At 71.8% G+C, this 18,274-nt stretch carries 16 protein-coding genes; 10 read left to right on the forward strand and 6 right to left on the reverse strand.

Going from position 1 to position 18,274, the window contains the following annotated elements; all coding sequences use genetic code 11:
* Position 1: 1 nt before the first annotated feature.
* The 3 genes from ACEXOR_RS12510 to ACEXOR_RS12520 are packed head-to-tail and all read right to left on the reverse strand — an operon-like array spanning position 2 to position 2,830.
* Entirely contained in the window at positions 2 to 655 is a 654-nt protein-coding gene (locus ACEXOR_RS12510; RefSeq protein WP_374849991.1) for an HAD family hydrolase, read from the reverse strand.
* Between the two features lie 49 nt (positions 656 to 704).
* Positions 705 to 2,204 (reverse strand): hypothetical protein, encoded by a 1,500-nt coding sequence (locus ACEXOR_RS12515; protein WP_374849992.1) that lies wholly within the window; start codon positions 2,202 to 2,204, stop codon positions 705 to 707.
* Entirely contained in the window at positions 2,201 to 2,830 is a 630-nt protein-coding gene (locus ACEXOR_RS12520; RefSeq protein WP_374849993.1) for an ABC transporter ATP-binding protein, read from the reverse strand. Before ACEXOR_RS12520 ends, ACEXOR_RS12515 begins: the two co-directional genes overlap by 4 nt.
* Positions 2,831 to 2,921: 91 nt before the next feature.
* On the opposite strand from ACEXOR_RS12520, the gene ACEXOR_RS12525 reads away from it, so the two are divergent.
* The 3 genes from ACEXOR_RS12525 to fgd all read left to right on the forward strand — a co-directional run bounded on the left by ACEXOR_RS12525 (position 2,922) and on the right by fgd (position 5,568).
* Positions 2,922 to 3,305, forward strand: coding sequence for a hypothetical protein (locus ACEXOR_RS12525; protein ID WP_374849994.1), 384 nt, complete (start codon positions 2,922 to 2,924; stop codon positions 3,303 to 3,305).
* A 741-nt stretch (positions 3,306 to 4,046) separates the two neighbouring features.
* Positions 4,047 to 4,409 (forward strand): hypothetical protein, encoded by a 363-nt coding sequence (locus ACEXOR_RS12530; RefSeq protein WP_374849996.1) that lies wholly within the window; start codon positions 4,047 to 4,049, stop codon positions 4,407 to 4,409.
* 145 nt (positions 4,410 to 4,554) lie between these two features.
* Positions 4,555 to 5,568 (forward strand): glucose-6-phosphate dehydrogenase (coenzyme-F420), encoded by a 1,014-nt coding sequence (gene fgd / locus ACEXOR_RS12535; protein ID WP_374849997.1) that lies wholly within the window; start codon positions 4,555 to 4,557, stop codon positions 5,566 to 5,568.
* 33 nt (positions 5,569 to 5,601) lie between these two features.
* Here fgd and ACEXOR_RS12540 read toward each other — a convergent pair whose 3' ends face one another.
* Both ACEXOR_RS12540 and ACEXOR_RS12545 read right to left on the reverse strand, forming a co-directional pair.
* Positions 5,602 to 6,192 carry a flavin reductase family protein gene (locus tag ACEXOR_RS12540; RefSeq protein ID WP_374849998.1) on the reverse strand — a complete coding sequence of 197 codons (591 nt, stop codon included), beginning with the start codon at positions 6,190 to 6,192 and terminating at the stop codon, positions 5,602 to 5,604.
* A gap of 163 nt (positions 6,193 to 6,355) precedes the next feature.
* On the reverse strand, positions 6,356 to 8,920 hold the full coding sequence (locus ACEXOR_RS12545) for an Ig-like domain-containing protein (protein WP_374849999.1): 2,565 nt from the start codon (positions 8,918 to 8,920) through the stop codon (positions 6,356 to 6,358).
* A 170-nt stretch (positions 8,921 to 9,090) separates the two neighbouring features.
* Here ACEXOR_RS12545 and ACEXOR_RS12550 point away from each other — a divergent pair, with 170 nt between their 5' ends.
* Genes ACEXOR_RS12550 through ACEXOR_RS12580 form a run of 7 tightly spaced genes read left to right on the forward strand, consistent with a single transcriptional unit; the run spans position 9,091 to position 16,647 of the window.
* A complete protein-coding gene (locus ACEXOR_RS12550; RefSeq protein WP_374850001.1) occupies positions 9,091 to 9,768 on the forward strand; it encodes a TetR/AcrR family transcriptional regulator in 678 nt (225 codons plus the stop codon).
* A complete protein-coding gene (locus ACEXOR_RS12555) occupies positions 9,765 to 11,027 on the forward strand; it encodes an MFS transporter (protein ID WP_374850003.1) in 1,263 nt (420 codons plus the stop codon). Before ACEXOR_RS12550 ends, ACEXOR_RS12555 begins: the two co-directional genes overlap by 4 nt.
* Positions 11,024 to 12,376 carry an alanine racemase gene (locus ACEXOR_RS12560; protein ID WP_374850004.1) on the forward strand — a complete coding sequence of 451 codons (1,353 nt, stop codon included), beginning with the start codon at positions 11,024 to 11,026 and terminating at the stop codon, positions 12,374 to 12,376. The genes ACEXOR_RS12555 and ACEXOR_RS12560 overlap by 4 nt, the downstream gene beginning before the upstream one ends.
* Positions 12,373 to 13,686, forward strand: coding sequence for a D-arabinono-1,4-lactone oxidase (locus ACEXOR_RS12565; protein WP_374850005.1), 1,314 nt, complete (start codon positions 12,373 to 12,375; stop codon positions 13,684 to 13,686). The genes ACEXOR_RS12560 and ACEXOR_RS12565 overlap by 4 nt, the downstream gene beginning before the upstream one ends.
* Entirely contained in the window at positions 13,683 to 15,134 is a 1,452-nt protein-coding gene (locus ACEXOR_RS12570) for a glycoside hydrolase family 1 protein (protein WP_374850006.1), read from the forward strand. The genes ACEXOR_RS12565 and ACEXOR_RS12570 overlap by 4 nt, the downstream gene beginning before the upstream one ends.
* Positions 15,135 to 15,193: 59 nt before the next feature.
* Complete coding sequence (locus ACEXOR_RS12575) at positions 15,194 to 15,760, forward strand: LemA family protein (protein WP_374850007.1); 567 nt, start codon at positions 15,194 to 15,196, stop codon at positions 15,758 to 15,760.
* Between the two features lie 11 nt (positions 15,761 to 15,771).
* Positions 15,772 to 16,647 (forward strand): M48 family metalloprotease, encoded by an 876-nt coding sequence (locus ACEXOR_RS12580; protein WP_374850008.1) that lies wholly within the window; start codon positions 15,772 to 15,774, stop codon positions 16,645 to 16,647.
* 281 nt (positions 16,648 to 16,928) lie between these two features.
* On the opposite strand, the gene ACEXOR_RS12585 is transcribed toward ACEXOR_RS12580, so the two are convergent.
* Positions 16,929 to 18,164, reverse strand: a complete 1,236-nt coding sequence (locus ACEXOR_RS12585; protein WP_374850009.1) for a winged helix-turn-helix domain-containing protein — start codon at positions 18,162 to 18,164, stop codon at positions 16,929 to 16,931.
* Positions 18,165 to 18,274 lie beyond the last annotated feature (110 nt).

Here is an 18,274-nt window from a genome sequence, read left to right on the forward strand (position 1 = left end):
CTCAGCGGGCATCCTGAATCGATCGACGCACCAGCGCGAGAGTCTCGGCCGGTTCTCGGGCGGTGACCGTCGGAGCCCACTGCTCGGGCCATTCCCGACCGTGACCGACCCAGGCGGTTGACCACCCGAGGGCGCGGGCGCCGGCGATGTCGGCGGTCACGTGATCGCCGACCATCCAGGCGACCCCGTCATCCGTGGACAGGGCGAGGGCCGCTTCGAAGATTCTCGGATCGGGTTTCTTGAAGCCGAGCTCGCCCGAGATGACCGCCCTGGTGATGACCCGGCTCAGGCCCGTCTTGTCCAATTTCCGCCTCTGCTGGTCCGGGTCGCCGTTGGTCACGACGACCACCGACTGGCCCATCGCCTGCAGCCTCTCCACCTGGTCGAGGACTCCGGGATAGCACTCGAGATGCTCGAGTAGACCAGTACGCATGGAGGCGACGAGCGCGTCGACATCGGTTGCGACGGGCTGCAGTCGCTCGATGATCGTCTGGGCGAGCTGGGAGCGGGCGGCGTAGCCGCCGTCATCCGCGTGGATCAGCCAGGCGACGTCGTCAGCCCGGCCACCCCAGGCGGGCATCGCCCGCTCTGCCCAGAGCGCGAACGCGGCATCCCGATCGACGAGCGTGTTGTCGAGGTCGAGGAAGATGGGCATGGCCACAGCCTAGGAGTGCGAGCCGCCGCGGGCCGGATCGCGTCGGCCGTCAGCGGCGGTGGCGCCAGCGGCTGATGCCCGTGGTCGCGATGGCGCCGGCGACGCCGAGGGCCAAGACGGGTGCGTCGACCACGAGCGCGCAGGCGGTGCCGGCCAGGGCGGCCAGGATGGCGGCATCCAGTGCCCACGCGAGGCGCACCGCAGCCATGGGGTCGCCCATCGCGGTCGGGATGGGCGTGAGGAGCACGGGTGGGAGCGGGCCTTTGAGCGCGTTGCCGATGCGGGTCGCGAGGGCGAGCAGCACGAGCAGGACGGCGCCGGTCGCCTCGGCCCCGGGAACGGTGCCGCTCATCGCCGCCGACACGACGACCACGGCAGCGGCCACGACCAGGGCGACGGCGAGCGGAAAGAGAGTGTGCTGGGCGAGCAGCCGTTCGTCGCTGATGCCGTAGAGGGGGAGATCGCCGGCGACGCTCGCTGCGTGCCGGATGCCGTCGGTGAGCGGCCCGAGTGAGGCGAAGGCGATGATGCCGGCCGCGGCCCCGAGCAACCAGCCCGGGGCTGCCGGGGCGGCGGCGAGTGCGAGGAGCGCGACGGCGAGGGCGAGCCCCAGAACGGCGGCGACGAGCCGGCCCGGGGTGCGGAGGGTTCCGACCGCGTCGCGGAGGACGAAGGTCGACGCCAGTCTCCGCCCGGATCGGACGGCCGGCAGGCGACGGCCGACGTGTGGCTTTCGCTGATAGAGCCGGGCGGCGGCGTCGAAGTCCATCCCGCTCGCCTGCGACGTCGCCGAGCTCCACCGGGAGGCCTGGGCGACGAGCTCGTCGACCGCGATCCGGTTCATCAGCGACGGGACGGCGGCGACGAGGGGGATGGTCAGCGCGGTCAGCACCGTCAGCGCCGGAGCCGAGGCGACTGCATCGAGCGGATAGGCGAGGCCGACCCATCCCCACGGAGTGACCGCCCGAAGCGCAGGGAAGGCGACTGTAACCGTTCCCAGTACCGCGATCACCAGTGCGAGGAGCGCAGCGACCCGCGGCATGGCCTGGCCCGCCAACCAGGCCACCGTGGCGATGACACCCACGAGCAGGCCCACGACGGCGAACGCGACGGTCTCGAACAGACCCGCCAGTCCGGCGCTCGAAAGACTCGCGCCGACCAACACCGCCGCGCCCGCGCAGACCGACACCACCAGGGCGCCGGAGCGGAGCAGCGGACCCCGGAAGGCCTGCGAGACCGGAGCCGGACTCGTCGCCAGAGCGTGTGTGAGGAACGGGCGACGGATGGCCGGCCCCCGTTCCCTCCCGAGGAGGAGCGCGCCCGCCCACAGGCCGGCGACGACCAGAATCACGACCGGAGGCGCAACGGGGGAGGAGAAGACGGCGACACCGTCTGCGCCCGAGGCGCTCAGCCAGACGGCGCGACCGACCGGGATGATCGCCACGAGCGCGACCATCGCCCCCAGGTAGACGAGGAACGCGCGTTCACCGACTGCCCTGGTGCCGCGGGACCTCCAGACCGCGATCGCCGCCTGGGTGCGGCCTCTCATGCGGTCTCCTCCAGCTGGAGAGTGCGATCAGCCAGGGCATCGGCGAGCACGGCGCTGTGGGTGGCCGTCACCAGCGTCGCTCCCGCATCACGCCGCGCGCGAAGCACTCGGATCACCGTGGCGACGTGCTCCGGGTCCAAACGCTGCTCGGGCTCGTCGAGGAGGAGCACATCGAACGGGCGAGCGAGCACGAGGGCGAGCCCGAACAGCTGCCCCTGCCCCGACGACAGCTCGTGCGGAAACCGGTCGGCCAGGGCGTCCAGCCCCAGCTCGTCGAGCAGGGTGCGCTCAGAGATCGAAGAGTCGTCCGCGTCGGAACTCCAGGTCGCCGCGACCAGCCGCACGTGCTCGAGAACGGTGAGGTCGGGGGCCGTCGGCGGCAGACCGATCATCGCCGACACCCGTCGCCGGAACCGTCGATCGCGGCTGTCGACGACCCTTCCGTCGATCCGAGCGACTCCGTGCGACGGCTTCCGAGCCCCGGCGAGCACCCGCAGGAGCGTCGACTTGCCGGTGCCGTTCCGGCCCCGGACGACCAGCGCCTCACCGGCGCCCACGTCGACCGAGACGGGATGCAGCAACGTCACATCCCCGGAGACCACTCCCACCCGCTCGACATCGATCACCTCTCCATCCTCTCAACTCTCCGGACTGAACGAACTACGACATTCGATGCCGCTATCCTCGGGCCTGATCGACACTCGTGATGGGGGAGCCATGAAGCGCAGTCGACGTGAGGCCGTGATCGTCGAGCCCCACCTCGACGTGTCTGCAGACCGTTGGAAGACCGCCGTGTGGTTCGTCGGTATCCTCGGTGTCGCCATCGCACCGATGCTGTTCGTCGGGGTCTCAGTGGGAAGCCTTTTCCATATCGCCGGGACTCCGGGTCCGAGCCCGGAGGAGTCTGCCATCACGACGAGGATCCTCTGGGGCTGCCTGGCGGCGCAATGGATTGGGATCGCCTCTGTGTGGGTCTCGGCATTCCGGCTCTCCGGCCTCGGCGGCTCGAAGACCGGACTCGTCTGGTCGCTCCTCGCTGGGTTGTCGGCAGTGGGCAGCCTGCTGCTCTTCTGGGTCGCATCCGGTGCGCAGTTGATGTGAATAGGCCTGCCGTGGTCTTGATGGTCGCGGCGCCATCCCTTGCGCTGAGTGGCTGCACGCCTTCCGCTCGTTTCTCGAGGTGGATCCGCCGTCTGTGAGCGCAACGGAAACCATGCAGGAACGATTCGCAGTCTGGTCGGTGGAAGGCCATGACGGGCCCGATTCTCGGAAGAGCGAGAAGACATCAGGGTCGTGCGACACCTGGCTGTACAGCGTGGAATCCGACGCGCTACAGGCGCCGGCCGACGAGTGGCCAGGAGCACTGGGAATCGAAGCCAGCATCTAAACCTGGCCGTGGCGGGTGCGATGTCCCTGTCGCACGGCCCGCTGCGCCAGAAGTGCCTGGCACAGCGGGCCCGGAAGCGGGACGCTAGAACTTTGTTGCCGACCTTGGTGGGTCGGTCGTCAGCAACGTGCGCATTTCGTGGTGTACGGTCCCTTCCCCTCACGCCGGTTCTGAGGCGTGATCTGCTTGCCTACGGGACAAGCCTCGTTATCGTGCCAAACATCGGGGTCGGACCGGTTAGTCGAGTGGTAGGCCATATGACGCTCCTTGGTGTGTGCTGTCATCGTCGACAGGTGGTGATGACTCTAGGCCCCGAACCTTTCAAGTGGTAGGCGAGTCGCTGACTCGAAGCGGTCGAGACGACCGAACCCGCATCCGTTAAGCACATCCGGGCCCTGGTGCCCGCGCGGCGGCGGGCGGGGTAGGTTCGTGGGTGGGATCCGGAGGAGACAGCGATGATGCAGGTCCGACGCACCACCGTGGGGTTGATCGACGCCGATGCGGCCGAACTCGACGCCAAAGCGGCCCGGCTGGGCGGGCGCGACGACCTCGAGCTCGTGCTCACCGCCTCGTCGCTCGGCCAGCTCCTCACCTCCGCGAGCTTCCCGCCCGACGTCGTGATCGTCGAGCAGCGGCCCGGCGAGCGCGTGAGCGTCAACTACAAGATCCGCGTCTGCCGGCTGGCGGATGCGCGGGTGATCGTGGTCTCAGATCCCGACAGCGAGCGCGACGACGGCGGCCGGTTCGAGGCCGACGTGTCGGCTCTGATGACGCCCGTGGGGTCGTTCGACGAGGCGCTGGAGCGGCTCAGCGCCTGACCGGAGGCGCCAGGCGGCACTAGGAGGCGCCAGAAGGCAGCGTGCGAGGCGCGGGCACGCGCATCCGTTCGACTCGCACCGCGACCTAGAATTGCACCAGGGCTGCTTAGCCCGTCGTACGCGCACCCGATCGAGGAGCACCAGCATGACGATTCCCTTCCGCTTCGGCTACAAGGCCTCGGCCGAGCAGTTCGGCCCCGCCGAGCTGCTGGAGTACGGCGTGCTCGCGGAGCAGAACGGCTTCGACTCGGTGTTCGTCTCCGACCACTTCCAGCCCTGGAACCACGAGGGCGGCCACGCGCCGGCGGCTATGCCGTGGCTCGGCGCCCTCGGTGCCCGCACCGAGAAGATCATCATGGGCACGAGCGTGCTCACCCCGTCGTTCCGCTACCACCCGGCCGTCGTGGCGCAGGCCTTCGGTACGCTCGGGGCGCTGTTCCCGGGCCGCGTCATCCTCGGCGTCGGCAGCGGCGAAGCCCTCAACGAGGTTGCCCTCGGGCTTCCGTGGCCCGAGATGAAGGAGCGGTTCGCCCGCCTCAAGGAGGCGATCACGCTGATCGAGACGCTCTGGAGCGAGGAGCGCGTCACCTACGAGGGCCAGTACTTCCGCACCGAGAACGCCACCATCTACGACCGGCCCACCGAACCCGTGCCCATCTACATCGGCGCCTCGGGCCCCGCCGCCACGCGCCTCGCCGGCCGCATCGCCGACGGGTACATCACCACCTCGGGCAAGAAGCGCGAGCTCTACACCGAGTCCCTGCTGCCCGCGCTCGAGGAGGGCATCGAGAAGGGCGGCCGCGGCCCGGATGCGGTCGACACGCTGATGGAGATGAAGGTCTCGTTCGACCACGACCACGAACGCGCGCTGCACGACACCCGCTACTGGGCGCCCCTCGCCCTCACCCCCGAGGAGAAGATGGGCGTCGAAGACCCCATCGAGATGCAGCGCCTGGCCGACGAGCTGCCCATCGAGCGGGCGGCCTCACGCTGGATCGTGTCGACCGACCCCGACGAGCACGTGGCGCGCATCAACGAGTACATCGACCTCGGGTTCCGGCACCTCGTGTTCCACGGGCCGGGCGCCGATCAGCGTCGGTTCATCGAGCTCTACGGCTCGGAGATCCTGCCGCGGTTGCGCGAGCAGCACGGGGCCTGAGGCCTCGCCGCGGACGACAGAGGCCGCCGCACCTCAGATCTTCGAGTGGTCCCCGAGGCGGTGCCAGGTGCGGTTGTGGTAGACGAGCGGCTCGGCGGCCGCCGCATCCGCTGACGGGTCGTCGGCCGGGGGAGCCTTGGTCTCGAGGGCCTGCACGGCCACCACGGTCGAACCGCCGGCCTCCATGGTGTTCACCACGCGACCGCGGATCCACGCGTGCGCCGCCGGGAAGTACGGCTCGCCCGTGGGCAGCCGCTTCCAGATCGAGGTGTCGGCGAACCGGTCGATACCGCTGGTGGCGCCGAGTTTGGCGATGTCGAGCTGGGCAGCGCCGAGCAGGTGCACCACCACCGTCTCGGCCTTGCGGATGGTGGGCGACGACGACGACAGCTCCGACACCGAGAACACCAGCAGCGGCGGCGCGGCACTCACCGAGAACACCGAGGTCGCGGTGAGCGCGACCGGTCCGTCGCCCGCATCCGCCGTGATCACGGCCACGCCGGCGGGGTGGTTGCGGAACGCCGCCTTGAACTCCTCGGGGCTCACCGTCGCAGCGCTCGGGTGGGCCACCAGGCGGTGCTCGCGAAAGGGCTCGGGTGCGGGGGTGTGCTGCGGGTTCGTCACGCTTCGATCCTAAGTCGGCTGCCGGAGCGGCCGCTCGGAGCCGTAACATTCCGCGATCTGCGGCGGGCGCCGGCGAACGGATGCGCGGCTGCACCCGGGGCGGTCGGCCGAGCGAAGCGGCTCCAGGTGGCGTCCGCGCACGGATGCGCGGCGCCGCGCCCCGTCAGTCGTCGGTGGCGACGAACCGTGTCCAGGCCCACACCGACACGCTCACGGCGGCGAACGCCCCGGCGAGCAGCGGCAGCAGGACGGCGCCGGCGCCGCCCTCGGCCATCCGTGCGGCGGCCGACGGCACGAAGAGCATGGCCAGCACCGAGTACGTCGCCAGTGCGAGGGCACCCCAGCCGAGCGGCGAGCGGTCGAGCAGGGCGCGCCCCGCTGAGGCTCCGAACGGCAGCAGCAGCACGGCCGCCGAGCCGAGCGAGGCCAGCGCCAGCACGTGCACGAACTCCACGAGCGCGGCCAGCAGGGGGTCGCCCGGCAGCGCGGTGAGGGTCGCCGATCCGAGCGCAGATCCGACGGCGTCGCCCCCGGGCTGCAGGGCGCCCGACACCAACCAGGCCGCGACGCCCACCGCGAGCAGCCCGCCGAGCTGCAGCGCGGCCAGCGTGGCGCGAGCGGCTCCACGGGCGGTCGGCGCCAGCACGAGGGTGGCAGCCAGACCGAACACCAGCGCGGGCTCGAGCCCCGCCAGCCGCGAGACGAGGGCCAGCACCGCCGTGACGAGCAGGAACGAGGGTCGCACCCGCACCCGGCTGCCCACCCCGAACGTCACCCGCGCCACCAGCGACGGCAGCACCGTGGCGACGACGGTGACGAGCGCGAGCGCTGCCGCCGTGGCCAGGAACAGCCGCAGGTACGCCGGCTGACTCTCGACCGGCGCCGAGAGCATCACGAGCACGGCCGAGGCCAGCAGCGCGACGGCGCCGCGGGCGACGGGCCCGACGGTGACGTCGGGTGCCTGGTCGTACTCCGCCGCGAGGGAGCGGTTGCGCCCGAGGAACCGGTCGCCGAACGCCACGAGACGGGCGCCCGTGACGACCCCGACACCGGAGGGAGAGCCCGCGCCCACCGACGCGACGCCGTGGGTCGACGCCCTCGGCCGTGCGTCAGCGGCATCCGCACCCCACGACCGGATGGTGCCGAGCGCCCCCGCCAGCAGCCTCGTGGGCAGGGCGATGAGCAGCAGCGCCAGCAGCCCGGCGAGGAGCGCCACCCACCACAGCGAGGCCGAGGCCGAGCCGAGCGCGGGGTTGAGGGCGGCGGTGAAGCGAGTCGAGTCCGACCAGGTTCCGGATGCGGCGTCGCCGGGCGCGGGCTGGGTCGGTGCGGCGCCGTCACCGGTGCCCGGTGCGGCCGGCTGGTCGGGGGTGCCCTGGTCGCCGGGCACGGCGGCGTCGGGGGAGCCGGTCTCGCCGCCGGCAGCGGCGTCGGGGCCGGAACCCGTACCCGGGGCCACGCCCGGAGCTGCGGAGGCTCCCGGGGTGCCCGTGGCGGTGGGCCCGGCGGTCGGGGTGCCCGGCGCGGCGGTGGCCGCGTTCTGGAACACGAGGGTGAGCGGGGCGGACTGGATGCTCACGTTGCCCGCGGCATCCTGTTGCAGGGCGACGACGGTGTAGCTCCCGGCCGGCACGGTGATGGAGGTGCACGACCACGACCCCGAGCCGCTCACCGGGGTCTGGCAGAGCACGTGCGCCCCGGCGAACACCGACACGGTGGCGCCGGGTTCGCCGAACCCGGAGAGCACCGCACCCGAGGTGGCGACGGCCCCGCCGGCGGCCGGCGATGCGAGCACGGGGGATGCCGGCACCGTGACGTCGACCGTGATGCCCACGGCGGCGCTCGACGGCGAGGACGTGCCCCCGCTCCAGGAGGTGGACTGCGTGGCCGTGACGGAGTAGTCGCCATCGGTGATGCCGTCGCCGAAGGGACAGGTCCAGGCCCCGGAGGCGTCGGCCGTACCCGAGCAGGTGTACCCGGCGGCGGTCGCGGTGACCGTCGCCCCGGCGAAGGCGGTGCCCTGCACGACGGCGTTGGTGAGCGAGCCGTGAGGTCCGCCGGTCACCACCGGGGCGTTCAGCACGCGCACCGTGATGGCCGTGGTGGTGGTGCTCCCGCCGGCGGCGATCTCGACGGCGCGCAGCGGAGTGGAGCTCGAGCTCGCCAGTGTCGTGGCGGTGCAGCTCCAGCTGCCGTCGGTTCCAGGGGTGACGATGCAGAGGGGTTCTGACGAGGTGCCCGCGAGGATCTGCACCGTGGCCCCCGGAGTGGCGGTTCCCGTGATGGTGACGCCCTCGGCCACGAGGGCGCCGTCGGCGGGCGTCAGGATGACGGGGGGCGTCGAGTCGGCCGGCGGTGTCGGCGCCGGTGAGGTCGAGTCGGCCGGCGGTGTCGGCGCCGGTGAGGTCGAGTCGTCGGGGGCGGGCGACGGCGAGGGCGCAGGAACGGGGGCGGCAGGTGCGGTGGCGGAATCGTCCTGCGTCTCGTCCTGGGGCACCGTCACCGTGGGTGCCGAGGAGGCGGAGGCTGCCGCTACCCCGACGGCGCCGGAGGCCGCGCCCGCACCGAGGAGGAGTGCGAGGGCCACGCCGAGTGCGCCCAGAACCGGCAGCCGGGCGGCTCCGCGCGGCGCGGCAGAAGGCCTCGACTCGGCAGGCGGGAAGGCCGAACCGGCACCGTCGCGGCGGGGCGACGGCGTTCGTATGCACCAGTTCTTCGAGGCCGACACCACGATCCATTCAGCCAGAGGCCCGCAGCCGGGCGAAAGTCGGTATCAGCCTTTCAGATGGAATTCGGAGACAACCGTAGACGCGCCGTCTCACCGTGCACCATACTGACGCAACTGGGTCAGATGACCCAGTCGTCCGCATCCGGGTACCGCCGATCGCGAGGGGGAGCATGGCCCGCCTGCCCGTCGCCGAGCGCCGCCGTCGCCTGCTGGCCGCGGCCTTCGCCGTGATCTCCCGGGCCGGGGTGGCCGGTGCCACCACGCGAGCCGTGGTGGAGGAGGCCGGCATGAAGCTGGCGAGCTTCCACTACGCCTTCGCCTCGCGCGAGGAACTGCTCGCCGAGCTGGTGGACGACGTCATCTCCCGCACCGAGGTGGTGCTCGAGGTGCCCGCCACCGAGGGCGAGGGCCTCGAGTCGCTGCTCGAGCGCGGGCTGCTCCGCTACCTCGACGGGGTGCGTGCCGATCCGCTGCGGGAGCGCGCCATGTTCGAGCTCACGCAGCACGCCATGCGCACCCCGGGTCTCGAGCACCTCGCCGCGCGCCAGTACGAGACGTATCGCGCCTTCGCGGCCGGCTCGCTCACCGAGGCCGCCGCCCGCACCGGATGCGCGTGGTCGCGCCCCGTGAACGAGGTCGCCGCCGAGCTGGTGGCCCTCACCGACGGCCTCACCCTCGCGTGGCTCGCCGCCGGCGCCTCCACCGCCGAGGCGGCGGCCGCCCGCGACGCCCGAGCGGCCGCGACCGCCGCCTTCGCGGCGCGCGCCCTCGCCGCCGAGGCCCGCCCGCTTGTGCCCGCATCCAAACCCCGCCCCGCCCACCCCACACGAACCGGGAGCACCGCATGACCGATCCCTCCCTCGCCCCGGCGGCGCTCGCCGAACCCACCCGCCGCGTGGGCGGCCGCTGGATCGCGCTGTTCGGCGCGGCCTGGCTCGGCATCTGGATGGCGCAGCTCACTCCCGTGCAACTGCTGCTCCCGCTGCAGATCGACGAGCAGCTCGACGCCCCCGCCTGGACCGACAGCGTGGTGGCCTTCGGCGTCGTCTCCGCCATCGCCGGCGTCTTCGCCCTGCTCGCGTTCCCGCTCACGGGCGCGCTCTCCGACCGCACCACCTCCCGCTTCGGCCGCCGCCGCCCGTGGATCGCCGGCGGCACGCTCCTGTTCGCCGTCGCCCTGGCGCTCCTGGGCCTGCAGACCACCCTCGTCGGCATCGGCGTCTTCTGGACCCTCGCCATCATCGGCTTCTGCGTGCTCTCCTCCGCCCTCACCGCCGCCATCTCCGACCAGGTGCCCGTGCACCAGCGCGGCCTCGTCTCGGCTTTCATCTCCGCGCCCCAGGCCGTGGGCCTCATCCTTGGTGTGCTGCTGGCCACGATGCTCTTCACCGGCCAGCTGCTCGGCTACACGGCCATGGCCGTGCTGCTGGTGCTGCTGGTGACCCCGTTCTGCCTGCTGGTTCCGGATGCCCGGCTGCGCCGGGACGACCGCCCGCCCCTCACCTTCCGGGCCCTCGTCGAGAGCATGTGGGTGAGCCCGCGCGCCCATCCCGACTTCGGCTGGACGCTGCTCAGCCGCATCCTGGTGAACATAGGCAACGCGCTCGGCACCACGCTGCTGCTCTACTTCCTGATGTTCGGACTGCGCGATCCGAACGCCGAGGACGACCTGCTGGTGCTGATCGTCATCTACACGATCTTCGTGGTGCTGGCCTCGGTGGTGGCCGGAGCCCTCTCCGACCGCCTGCGCCGCCGACGCGTGTTCGTGCTCGCCGCCGCCGTGCTGCAGGCGGTGGCCGCGCTGCTGCTGGCCCTCGTGCCCGAGCTCACCGCCACCATGATCGGTGCCGCCCTGCTGGGGCTCGGCTACGGCTGCTTCCTCTCGGTCGACCAGGCGCTCGCCACGCAGGTGCTGCCCGACCCCGCCTCGCGCGGGAAAGACCTCGGCATCATGAACATCGCCACCGCCGTGCCCCAGGCCATCGCCCCGCTCGCCGGCGCGGCCGTGGTCACCTGGCTCGGCGGCTTCCCCGCCCTCTTCCTCGTCTCGGCCGTGTTCGGCTTCGGCGGGGCCCTCGCCGTCAGCCGTGTCAGGAGCGTTCGATGACCGACCAGCCCACCCCGCCCGCCGGGCCCGAGCCCACCCCGGCCGCACCCGCCGGGCCCACCCGGCCCGCCGCGGAATCCGCGCATCCGCCCCTCGACCTCGACCGCTCGCCCGCCGAGCCCGGCCGCTGGCGCGACTCCCTGCGCTACTGGCGCGGCCTCACCGCCGCCACCGCCGACCGCGAGCCCCCGGTGGCCGTGATCGGTCTCGAGGCTCTCATCCACAACGCCCGATCGATGCTCGGCCGGGCGAACGGCATGCCCATCCGGGTGGCCAGCAAGTCGATCCGGGTGCGCGCGGTGCAGGATGCGGTGCTCGCGCTGCCCGGGTACGCCGGCATCCTCGCCTACACGCTCCCCGAGGCCCTCTGGCTCGCCGCCTGCCGGCCCGACGAGACCCCCGACATCGTGGTGGGCTACCCCACGGCCGACCGCGCCGCCATCCGCGAACTGGCCGCGGACGAGCACGCCGCCTCCGGGGTCACGCTGATGATCGACTCGGTCGCCCACCTCGACCTTATCGACTCGGTCGTCGCTCCCTCGGCCCGCCCGCCGATCCGCGTGGCGATCGAGCTCGACGCGTCGTTCACCGCCCCCGGTCTCGGCCGGCTGGGCGTGTGGCGGTCGCCGGTGTCGACGGTCGACGACGCCCGGCGCCTCGCCGAGGAGGTGCTGCGACGCCCCGGGTTCGCCCTGGTGGGCATGATGGCCTACGAGTCGCAGATCGCGGGCGTCGGCAACCGGCCGCGCGCCTCGATCGCCGACCGCCTGGTGAAGGGCCACGTGATCGACTGGATGCAGCACGGCTCGGTGGCCGAGCTCGCCGAGCGTCGCGGTGCCGTGGTGGAGGCGGTGCGCCGGATCGCCCCGCTCGAGTTCGTGAACGGCGGTGGCACCGGATCGCTCGAGAGCACCAGCTCCGACCCGTCGGTCACCGAGGTCGCCGCGGGCTCGGGCCTGTTCGGCGGACACCTGTTCGACACCTACTCGCGGTTCTCACCGGCACCGGCGGCGGCGTTCTCGTTGCCGGTGGTGCGCAAACCCCGGCCCGACATGGCCACGCTGCTCGGCGGCGGCTGGGTCGCATCCGGCCCGCCCGCCGCCGACCGGCTGCCCGAGATCGTGTGGCCCACCGGCGTCAGGATGCAGGCCCGCGAGATGGCCGGTGAGGTGCAGACCCCGCTCTCCGGGCGCGCGGCGGCGGCGCTCGCCGTGGGCGACCGGGTGTGGCTGCGGCACACGAAATCGGGTGAGCTCTCGGAGCATGTGAACGAGTTCTGCCTGGTGGAGGACGAGACGGTGGTGGGCGTGGTGCCGAGCTACCGCGGCGAGGGGAAGGCCTTCCTGTGACGGCGTCGAACGGGGTGTGGCGCAACTGGTCGCGCACCGAGCGGGTGAAACCGGTGCGCATCGAGCGGCCCGCGTCGATCGGGGCCGTGCAGCGGGCGGTGCGCGCCGCGACCTCGAGCGGCCTCCGGGTGAAAGCGGTGGGCGCGGGGCACAGCTTCACCGGTATCGCGGTGGCCACGGGGGTGCTGCTCGAGCTCGACGACCTCAGCGGCATCGTGTCGGTCGACCGCGACCGAGAGCGGGTGACGCTCTTCGCCGGAACCCGACTGTTCGACCTGCCCCGCCTGCTGCGACCGCACGGGCTCGCCCTGGCGAACATGGGCGACATCGACCAGCAGTCGATCAGCGGCGCCATCTCCACCGGTACCCACGGCACCGGTGCCCGCTTCGGCGGCCTCGCCACGCAGGTGGTGGGACTCACCCTGGTGACCGCCGACGGCGACCTGCTGCGCATCGACGAGACGGAGAACAGCGAGCTGCTGCCCGCCGCCGCGCTCTCGCTCGGCGCGCTCGGCATCATCGTCGAGGTGACGCTGCAGTGCGTGCCCGCCTTCGTGCTGCACGCCGTGGAACGTCCGCTGCCCCTGGCCGAGGTGCTCGACGGGCTCGACGAGCACGTCGACGGATCGGATCACTTCGAGTTCTACTGGTTCCCGCACACGAGCACCGCCGCCACCAAGACCAACACGAGGCTGCCCGCCCACGCCCCCACGCGGCCCCTCACCCGGGCGAGCTCGTTCGTCGACGACACCCTGCTGGCCAACGGCGTGTACCGGGTCACCTGTGCCGCCGGCCGGATGCTGCCCGCCATCGTGCCGACGGTGAACACCCTCGCGGAGCGCCTCTGGTCGAACCGCGAGTTCTCCGACCTCTCGCACCGGGTGTTCACGACCCGCCGCACGGTTCGTTTCCGCGAGATGGAGTACGCGGTGCCCGCCGCGGACGTCCCCGCCGTGCTGCGTGACGTCGACGCGCTCATCCGGCAGCGCGGCTGGCGCATCTCGTTCCCGATCGAGGTGCGCTTCGCCCCCTCGGACGGGCTCTGGCTGTCGACCGCGTCGGGGCGCGACAGCGGTTACCTCGCGGTGCACCGTTACTTCAGGGAGAATCACCGGGAGTACTTCGAAGCCGTCGAGGAGATCATGACCGCGCATTCCGGCCGGCCCCACTGGGGCAAGCTGCACACCCGAACCGCCGCCCACCTGGCCGAGCTCTACCCGCGCCACGCCGACTTCGTGGCGCTGCGCGACCGGCTCGACCCGGAGCGCACCTTCACCAACGTCTACCTCGACCGGGTGCTCGGAGCGTGAGCGGCGCCCTGCGACTCACCCCTGAGGAGCGGCGCGAGTACGCCCGCGAGCTCGGCTCCCGCCTGCCGGAGGGCTTCGTGCTCGGCACCGCCACCAGCGCCTTCCAGATCGAGGGAGCCACGCACGAGGGCGGCCGGGGCGAGTCGGTGTGGGACGCGTTCACCACCCAGCCGGGCCGCATCCTCGACGGGTCGACCGCCGACCGCGCCGCCGACCACTTCCACCGCATGCCCGCCGACGTGGCGCTGCTGCGCGATCTCGGCGCCGACTCCTACCGCTTCTCGTTCTCCTGGCCTCGGCTGCAGGCCGAGGGCCGAGGAGCCCTCCGCCCGGCCGGCGTCGACTTCTACGAGCGGCTGCTCGACGAGCTCGACGCGGCCGGTGTCGACGCGATGGCCACCATCTTCCACTGGGACACGCCCAACGCGCTCGCCGGCGGGTGGATGTCGCGCGACACCGCCCTCCGGTTCGGCGACTTCGCCTTCCTGCTGGGTGAGCGGTTCGGCGACCGCATCCCGCGCTGGGCGACCATCAACGAACCGGCCACCGTGACACTGAACGGGTATGCGCTGGGCCTGCACGCCCCCGGCGCCACCCGGCTGTTCAACGCCCTGCCGAGCGCCCACCACCAGCTGCTCGGCCACGGGCTGGCGGTGCAGGCCCTCCGCGGCGCGGGGGTGCGCGGTGAGGTGGGCATCGTGAACGTGCACTCGCCGGTGGTGCCGGCGAGCGATTCGGAAGCCGACACGACGTTCGCCGGGCTGTTCGACGTGCTGCACAACCGCATCTTCGCCGACCCGGTGCTGCTGGGGCGCTATCCGGAGTTCCCCGAGGGGTTCGAGCCGCTGTTCTCGGCACTCGGAGAGGCCGACCCGGCCGACCTGGCGCTGATCGGGCAGAAGCTCGACTTCTACGGCCTCAATTACTACCTGCCCACCCGCATCGCGGCGGGTTCGGGCGGCACCGACACCCCCGACGGCGCCTCGGCCGCGATGGGCTCGCTGCCCTTCCACCTCGCACCGTGGCCGGAGTTCGCGCGCACCGGCTTCGGCTGGCCGATCGCGCCCGAGTTCCTCGGCACCTCGCTCGACGAGCTGGCCGAGCGCTACGGCGACGCGCTGCCGCCCGTGTTCATCACCGAGAACGGCGCCTCGTTCCCGGATGTGCGTGAGCTCGACGAAGCCGACGGCACGCCGCACGTGCGCGACGGCTCCCGGGTCGACTACCTGGCGGGCCACCTGCTGGCCGCACTCGATGCCGTGCAAGGGCGGGGCGCGGCATCCGGAATCGACCTGCGCGGCTACTACGTGTGGTCGCTGCTGGACAACTTCGAGTGGGCCGCCGGCTTCACGCAGCGGTTCGGGCTCGTGCACGTCGACTTCGACGACTTCACCCGCACGCCGAAGGACTCCTACCGCTGGCTGAGGCTGCTCGCCGAGTCGCGGTGATGCTGTGAGGACGCTACGGCCGCCCTGAGAACAGGCGGAACCCTCGGTATACTCGGCCCATGGAATGGCTGATCCCGCTCATCGTCGTCGTCGTCATCATCGCGATCATCGGCATCTACCTCTGGGCCACCTACAACTCGCTCGTCACGCTGAACGTGCGCGTCGACGAGGCCTGGAGCGACATCACGGTGCAGCTCAAGCGTCGCGCCGACCTGCTGCCCAACCTGATCGAGTCGGTGAAGGGCTACGCGGCGCACGAGAAGGCCGTGTTCGAGAACGTCACCCGGGCCCGCGCCGAGACGCTGTCGGCCCAGGGGCCGGCTCAGGCATCCGAGGCCGAGAACCACATGCAGAACGCGCTGAAGAGCATCTTCGCGGTGGCCGAGGCCTACCCGCAGCTCCAGGCGAGCCAGAACTTCCTGCAGCTGCAGGCCGAGATCGTCGACACCGAAGACAAGGTGCAGGCCTCGCGCCGCTTCTACAACGGCGGTGTGCGCGAGCTGAACACCAAGATCAAGCAGTTCCCGAACACCCTCTTCGCCCGTCGACTCGGATTCACCGAGCGCGAGTTCTTCGAGGTCACCGACGTGGCGGCCATCGCAGAGCCGCCGCGCGTGCAGTTCTGACCTGAGGTTCGATGTACTCCGCGATAGCCAAGAACAAGCGCAACACCGTCGTCATCATCGCCCTGTTCCTCCTCATCATCGGAGGGCTCGGGTGGCTGGCCAGCTACATCTACGGCAACTACGCCATCGTGATCATCACGGTGGTGGTGGCGATCGGATACGCCCTCATCCAGTACTTCGCGGCGTCGGGCCAGGCACTCGCCATGAGCGGTGCCCACGAGATCCAGAAGCGTGACGACCCGAGGCTCTGGCGCATCGTCGAGAACCTGTCAATCAGCACCGGTACGCCGATGCCCAAGGTCTACGTCATCGACGACCCGGCCCCCAACGCCTTCGCCACGGGGCGCGACCCGCAGCACGCGGTGGTCGCCGCCACCACCGGGCTCCTCGCGCTCCTGGACGACGCGGAGCTCGAAGGCGTCATGGCGCACGAACTCGGGCATGTGCGCAACTACGACATCCGGGTGTCGATGATCGTGTTCGGGCTGGTGGTGGCCGTGGGGTTCATCGCCGACATGTTCCTGCGCATGGCCTTCTTCGGCCGCAACAACAACAACAACGGCAACCCCATCGTGATGGTGTTCGGGCTGGTCGCCATCCTGATCGCACCGCTCGTGGCCACGGTGGTTCAGCTGGCCGTCTCCCGCCAGCGCGAGTACCTCGCCGACGCCACCGGGGCGCTCACCACCCGCCACCCGGATGCGCTCGCCAGCGCCCTGCAGAAGCTCGCCACGTACGGCCGGCCGATGCAGCGCCAGTCGTCGTCGATGGCGCACATGTGGATCGCCGACCCTGCGAAGCCCGGCGCCATGGCCCGGCTGTTCGCCACGCACCCGCCCATCCCCGACCGGGTGGAGCGGCTGCGCAAGATGGGCGGGGCCTTCTAGCTGCGCGAGGGTCCGGCTTCGCCGGGCCCTCGCTGTGCGCCGCCGCCTCTGCGGCGCACCTTGCGGGTGAGTGTCGGGCCACCACGGTCGTGGCCGCTCCGACCGGCGGGCGCGCCGTCGCGGCCGCCGCGCCCGCCTGAACCGGGATGGTGCCGCGTCCCGTCCCTTCGGGGTGGCGTGCCGGCCCGGTCGGCACCCCGCGACTCGTCCCGAATCGGGGCGACACGCCGTCGTGCTGGCCGGAATGGGACGAGTTGTGGGGGTGGGTCACGTGGGGTGGGTCAGGTGGGGGTGGCGGCCAGGGCGGCGCGGAGGGCGGGGGCCAGGGTGCCGCGGGGCATGACCTCGACGGGGGCCGGGAGGCCCTGCCAGGCGGCCGTGGAGCGGAGGAGGGCCGCGATGCGGGGCACGTCGGCCGGCTCGAGGTTCGGCTCGGCCCAGGCAGCCTGCACCCGCAGCACGCCGGCCTGACGGTCGCTCTTGAGGTCGAGGCGGGCCGGGATGCGGTCGTCGATCAGCACCGGCAGCACGTAGTACCCGTACACGCGCTTGGGCTGCGGCGTGTAGATCTCGATGCGGTAGTGGAAGTCGAACATGCGCAGCGCCCGCGCCCGCTCCCACACCACCGGGTCGAACGGCGACAGCAGCGCCGCCGCCTCGAGCCGCCGCGGCAGCCGGGCATCGCGGTGCAGCCACGCCTCGCGGTTCCAACCCGGCACCGTCACCGGCAGCAATTCGCCCTCGTCGACGAGCCGGTTCACCGCGGCCCGCGCATCCGCCTGCTTGAGCCGGAAGTAGTCGGCCAGGTCGGAGAGCGTGCCCACCCCGAGCGCGCGGGCCGACTGCGACACGAGCTCGGCGATCGCGTCGTCGCGTGACACCGAGGCGTTCAGAACGGATGTCGGCAGCACCTGCTCGGGCAACCCGTACACCCGCTCGAACCGCGTGCGCCCGGCCGACACCACGTCGCCCTGGCGGAACATCGTCTCGAGCCCGCGCTTCACATCCGACCAGCCCCACCACGGACCCTGCCGCCGGTTCGACTCGTGCTCGATCTCACTCGCCCGCAACGGCCCCTTCGCCGCCAGCTCGGCCCGCAGCCACTCGAGGGTGGAGCCGTTCGAGGCTCCCCACGAATCGGGACGCGCCGCGAAGTAATCGCGGTACTCGGCCTTCCGCCACTCCATCAGCGGCAGCGACTCCAGGGGCAGGAACGACGCCTCGTGCGCCCAGTACTCGGTGACGCCCCGACCGTAGCTGAGTTTGTCGAGCAGCGCCTTGTCGTAGGCTCCGAGCCGCGCGAACACGGGCAGGTAGTGGCTGCGCTCGAAAACGTTCACCGAGTCGATCTGCAGCAGCGCGAGTCGCCGGAGCAGCAGGTTGAACTGGCGTGTGCCCGGCGCGGCGTCGGCACGGACATCCGCTCGACCACCCCGACCGCCGAAACCCCGCCCGCCGAAACCCTGCGCGGCCAACGCGACGCGCCGCGCCAGTGCGGGGGAGAGGGTTTCGGCCACGCCTGAACCCTACCCACCACCCCCGACAGCGGCGTAACCGGTCGTTCATCCCCGGTTCACGGCGACGACGGACCCCCGACGCGCGACGCTCCTACTGTCCAGATGTCGGC

It is taken from the genome of Herbiconiux liangxiaofengii (genome assembly GCF_041927335.1).
Lineage (GTDB): Bacteria > Actinomycetota > Actinomycetes > Actinomycetales > Microbacteriaceae > Herbiconiux > Herbiconiux liangxiaofengii.

Bases quoted from the DNA above. Each gene is read 5' to 3' on its own strand.
- ACEXOR_RS12560 (WP_374850004.1), top strand. From the start codon at position 11,024: ATGACCGACCAGCCCACCCCGCCCGCCGGGCCCGAGCCCACCCCGGCC.
- ACEXOR_RS12580 (WP_374850008.1), top strand. From the start codon at position 15,772: ATGTACTCCGCGATAGCCAAGAACAAGCGCAACACCGTCGTCATCATC.
- ACEXOR_RS12530 (WP_374849996.1), top strand. From the start codon at position 4,047: ATGATGCAGGTCCGACGCACCACCGTGGGGTTGATCGACGCCGATGCG.
- ACEXOR_RS12575 (WP_374850007.1), top strand. From the start codon at position 15,194: ATGGAATGGCTGATCCCGCTCATCGTCGTCGTCGTCATCATCGCGATC.
- ACEXOR_RS12510 (WP_374849991.1), bottom strand. From the start codon at position 655: ATGCCCATCTTCCTCGACCTCGACAACACGCTCGTCGATCGGGATGCC.
- ACEXOR_RS12555 (WP_374850003.1), top strand. From the start codon at position 9,765: ATGACCGATCCCTCCCTCGCCCCGGCGGCGCTCGCCGAACCCACCCGC.
- ACEXOR_RS12525 (WP_374849994.1), top strand. From the start codon at position 2,922: ATGAAGCGCAGTCGACGTGAGGCCGTGATCGTCGAGCCCCACCTCGAC.
- ACEXOR_RS12550 (WP_374850001.1), top strand. From the start codon at position 9,091: ATGGCCCGCCTGCCCGTCGCCGAGCGCCGCCGTCGCCTGCTGGCCGCG.
- ACEXOR_RS12515 (WP_374849992.1), bottom strand. From the start codon at position 2,204: ATGAGAGGCCGCACCCAGGCGGCGATCGCGGTCTGGAGGTCCCGCGGC.
- fgd (WP_374849997.1), top strand. From the start codon at position 4,555: ATGACGATTCCCTTCCGCTTCGGCTACAAGGCCTCGGCCGAGCAGTTC.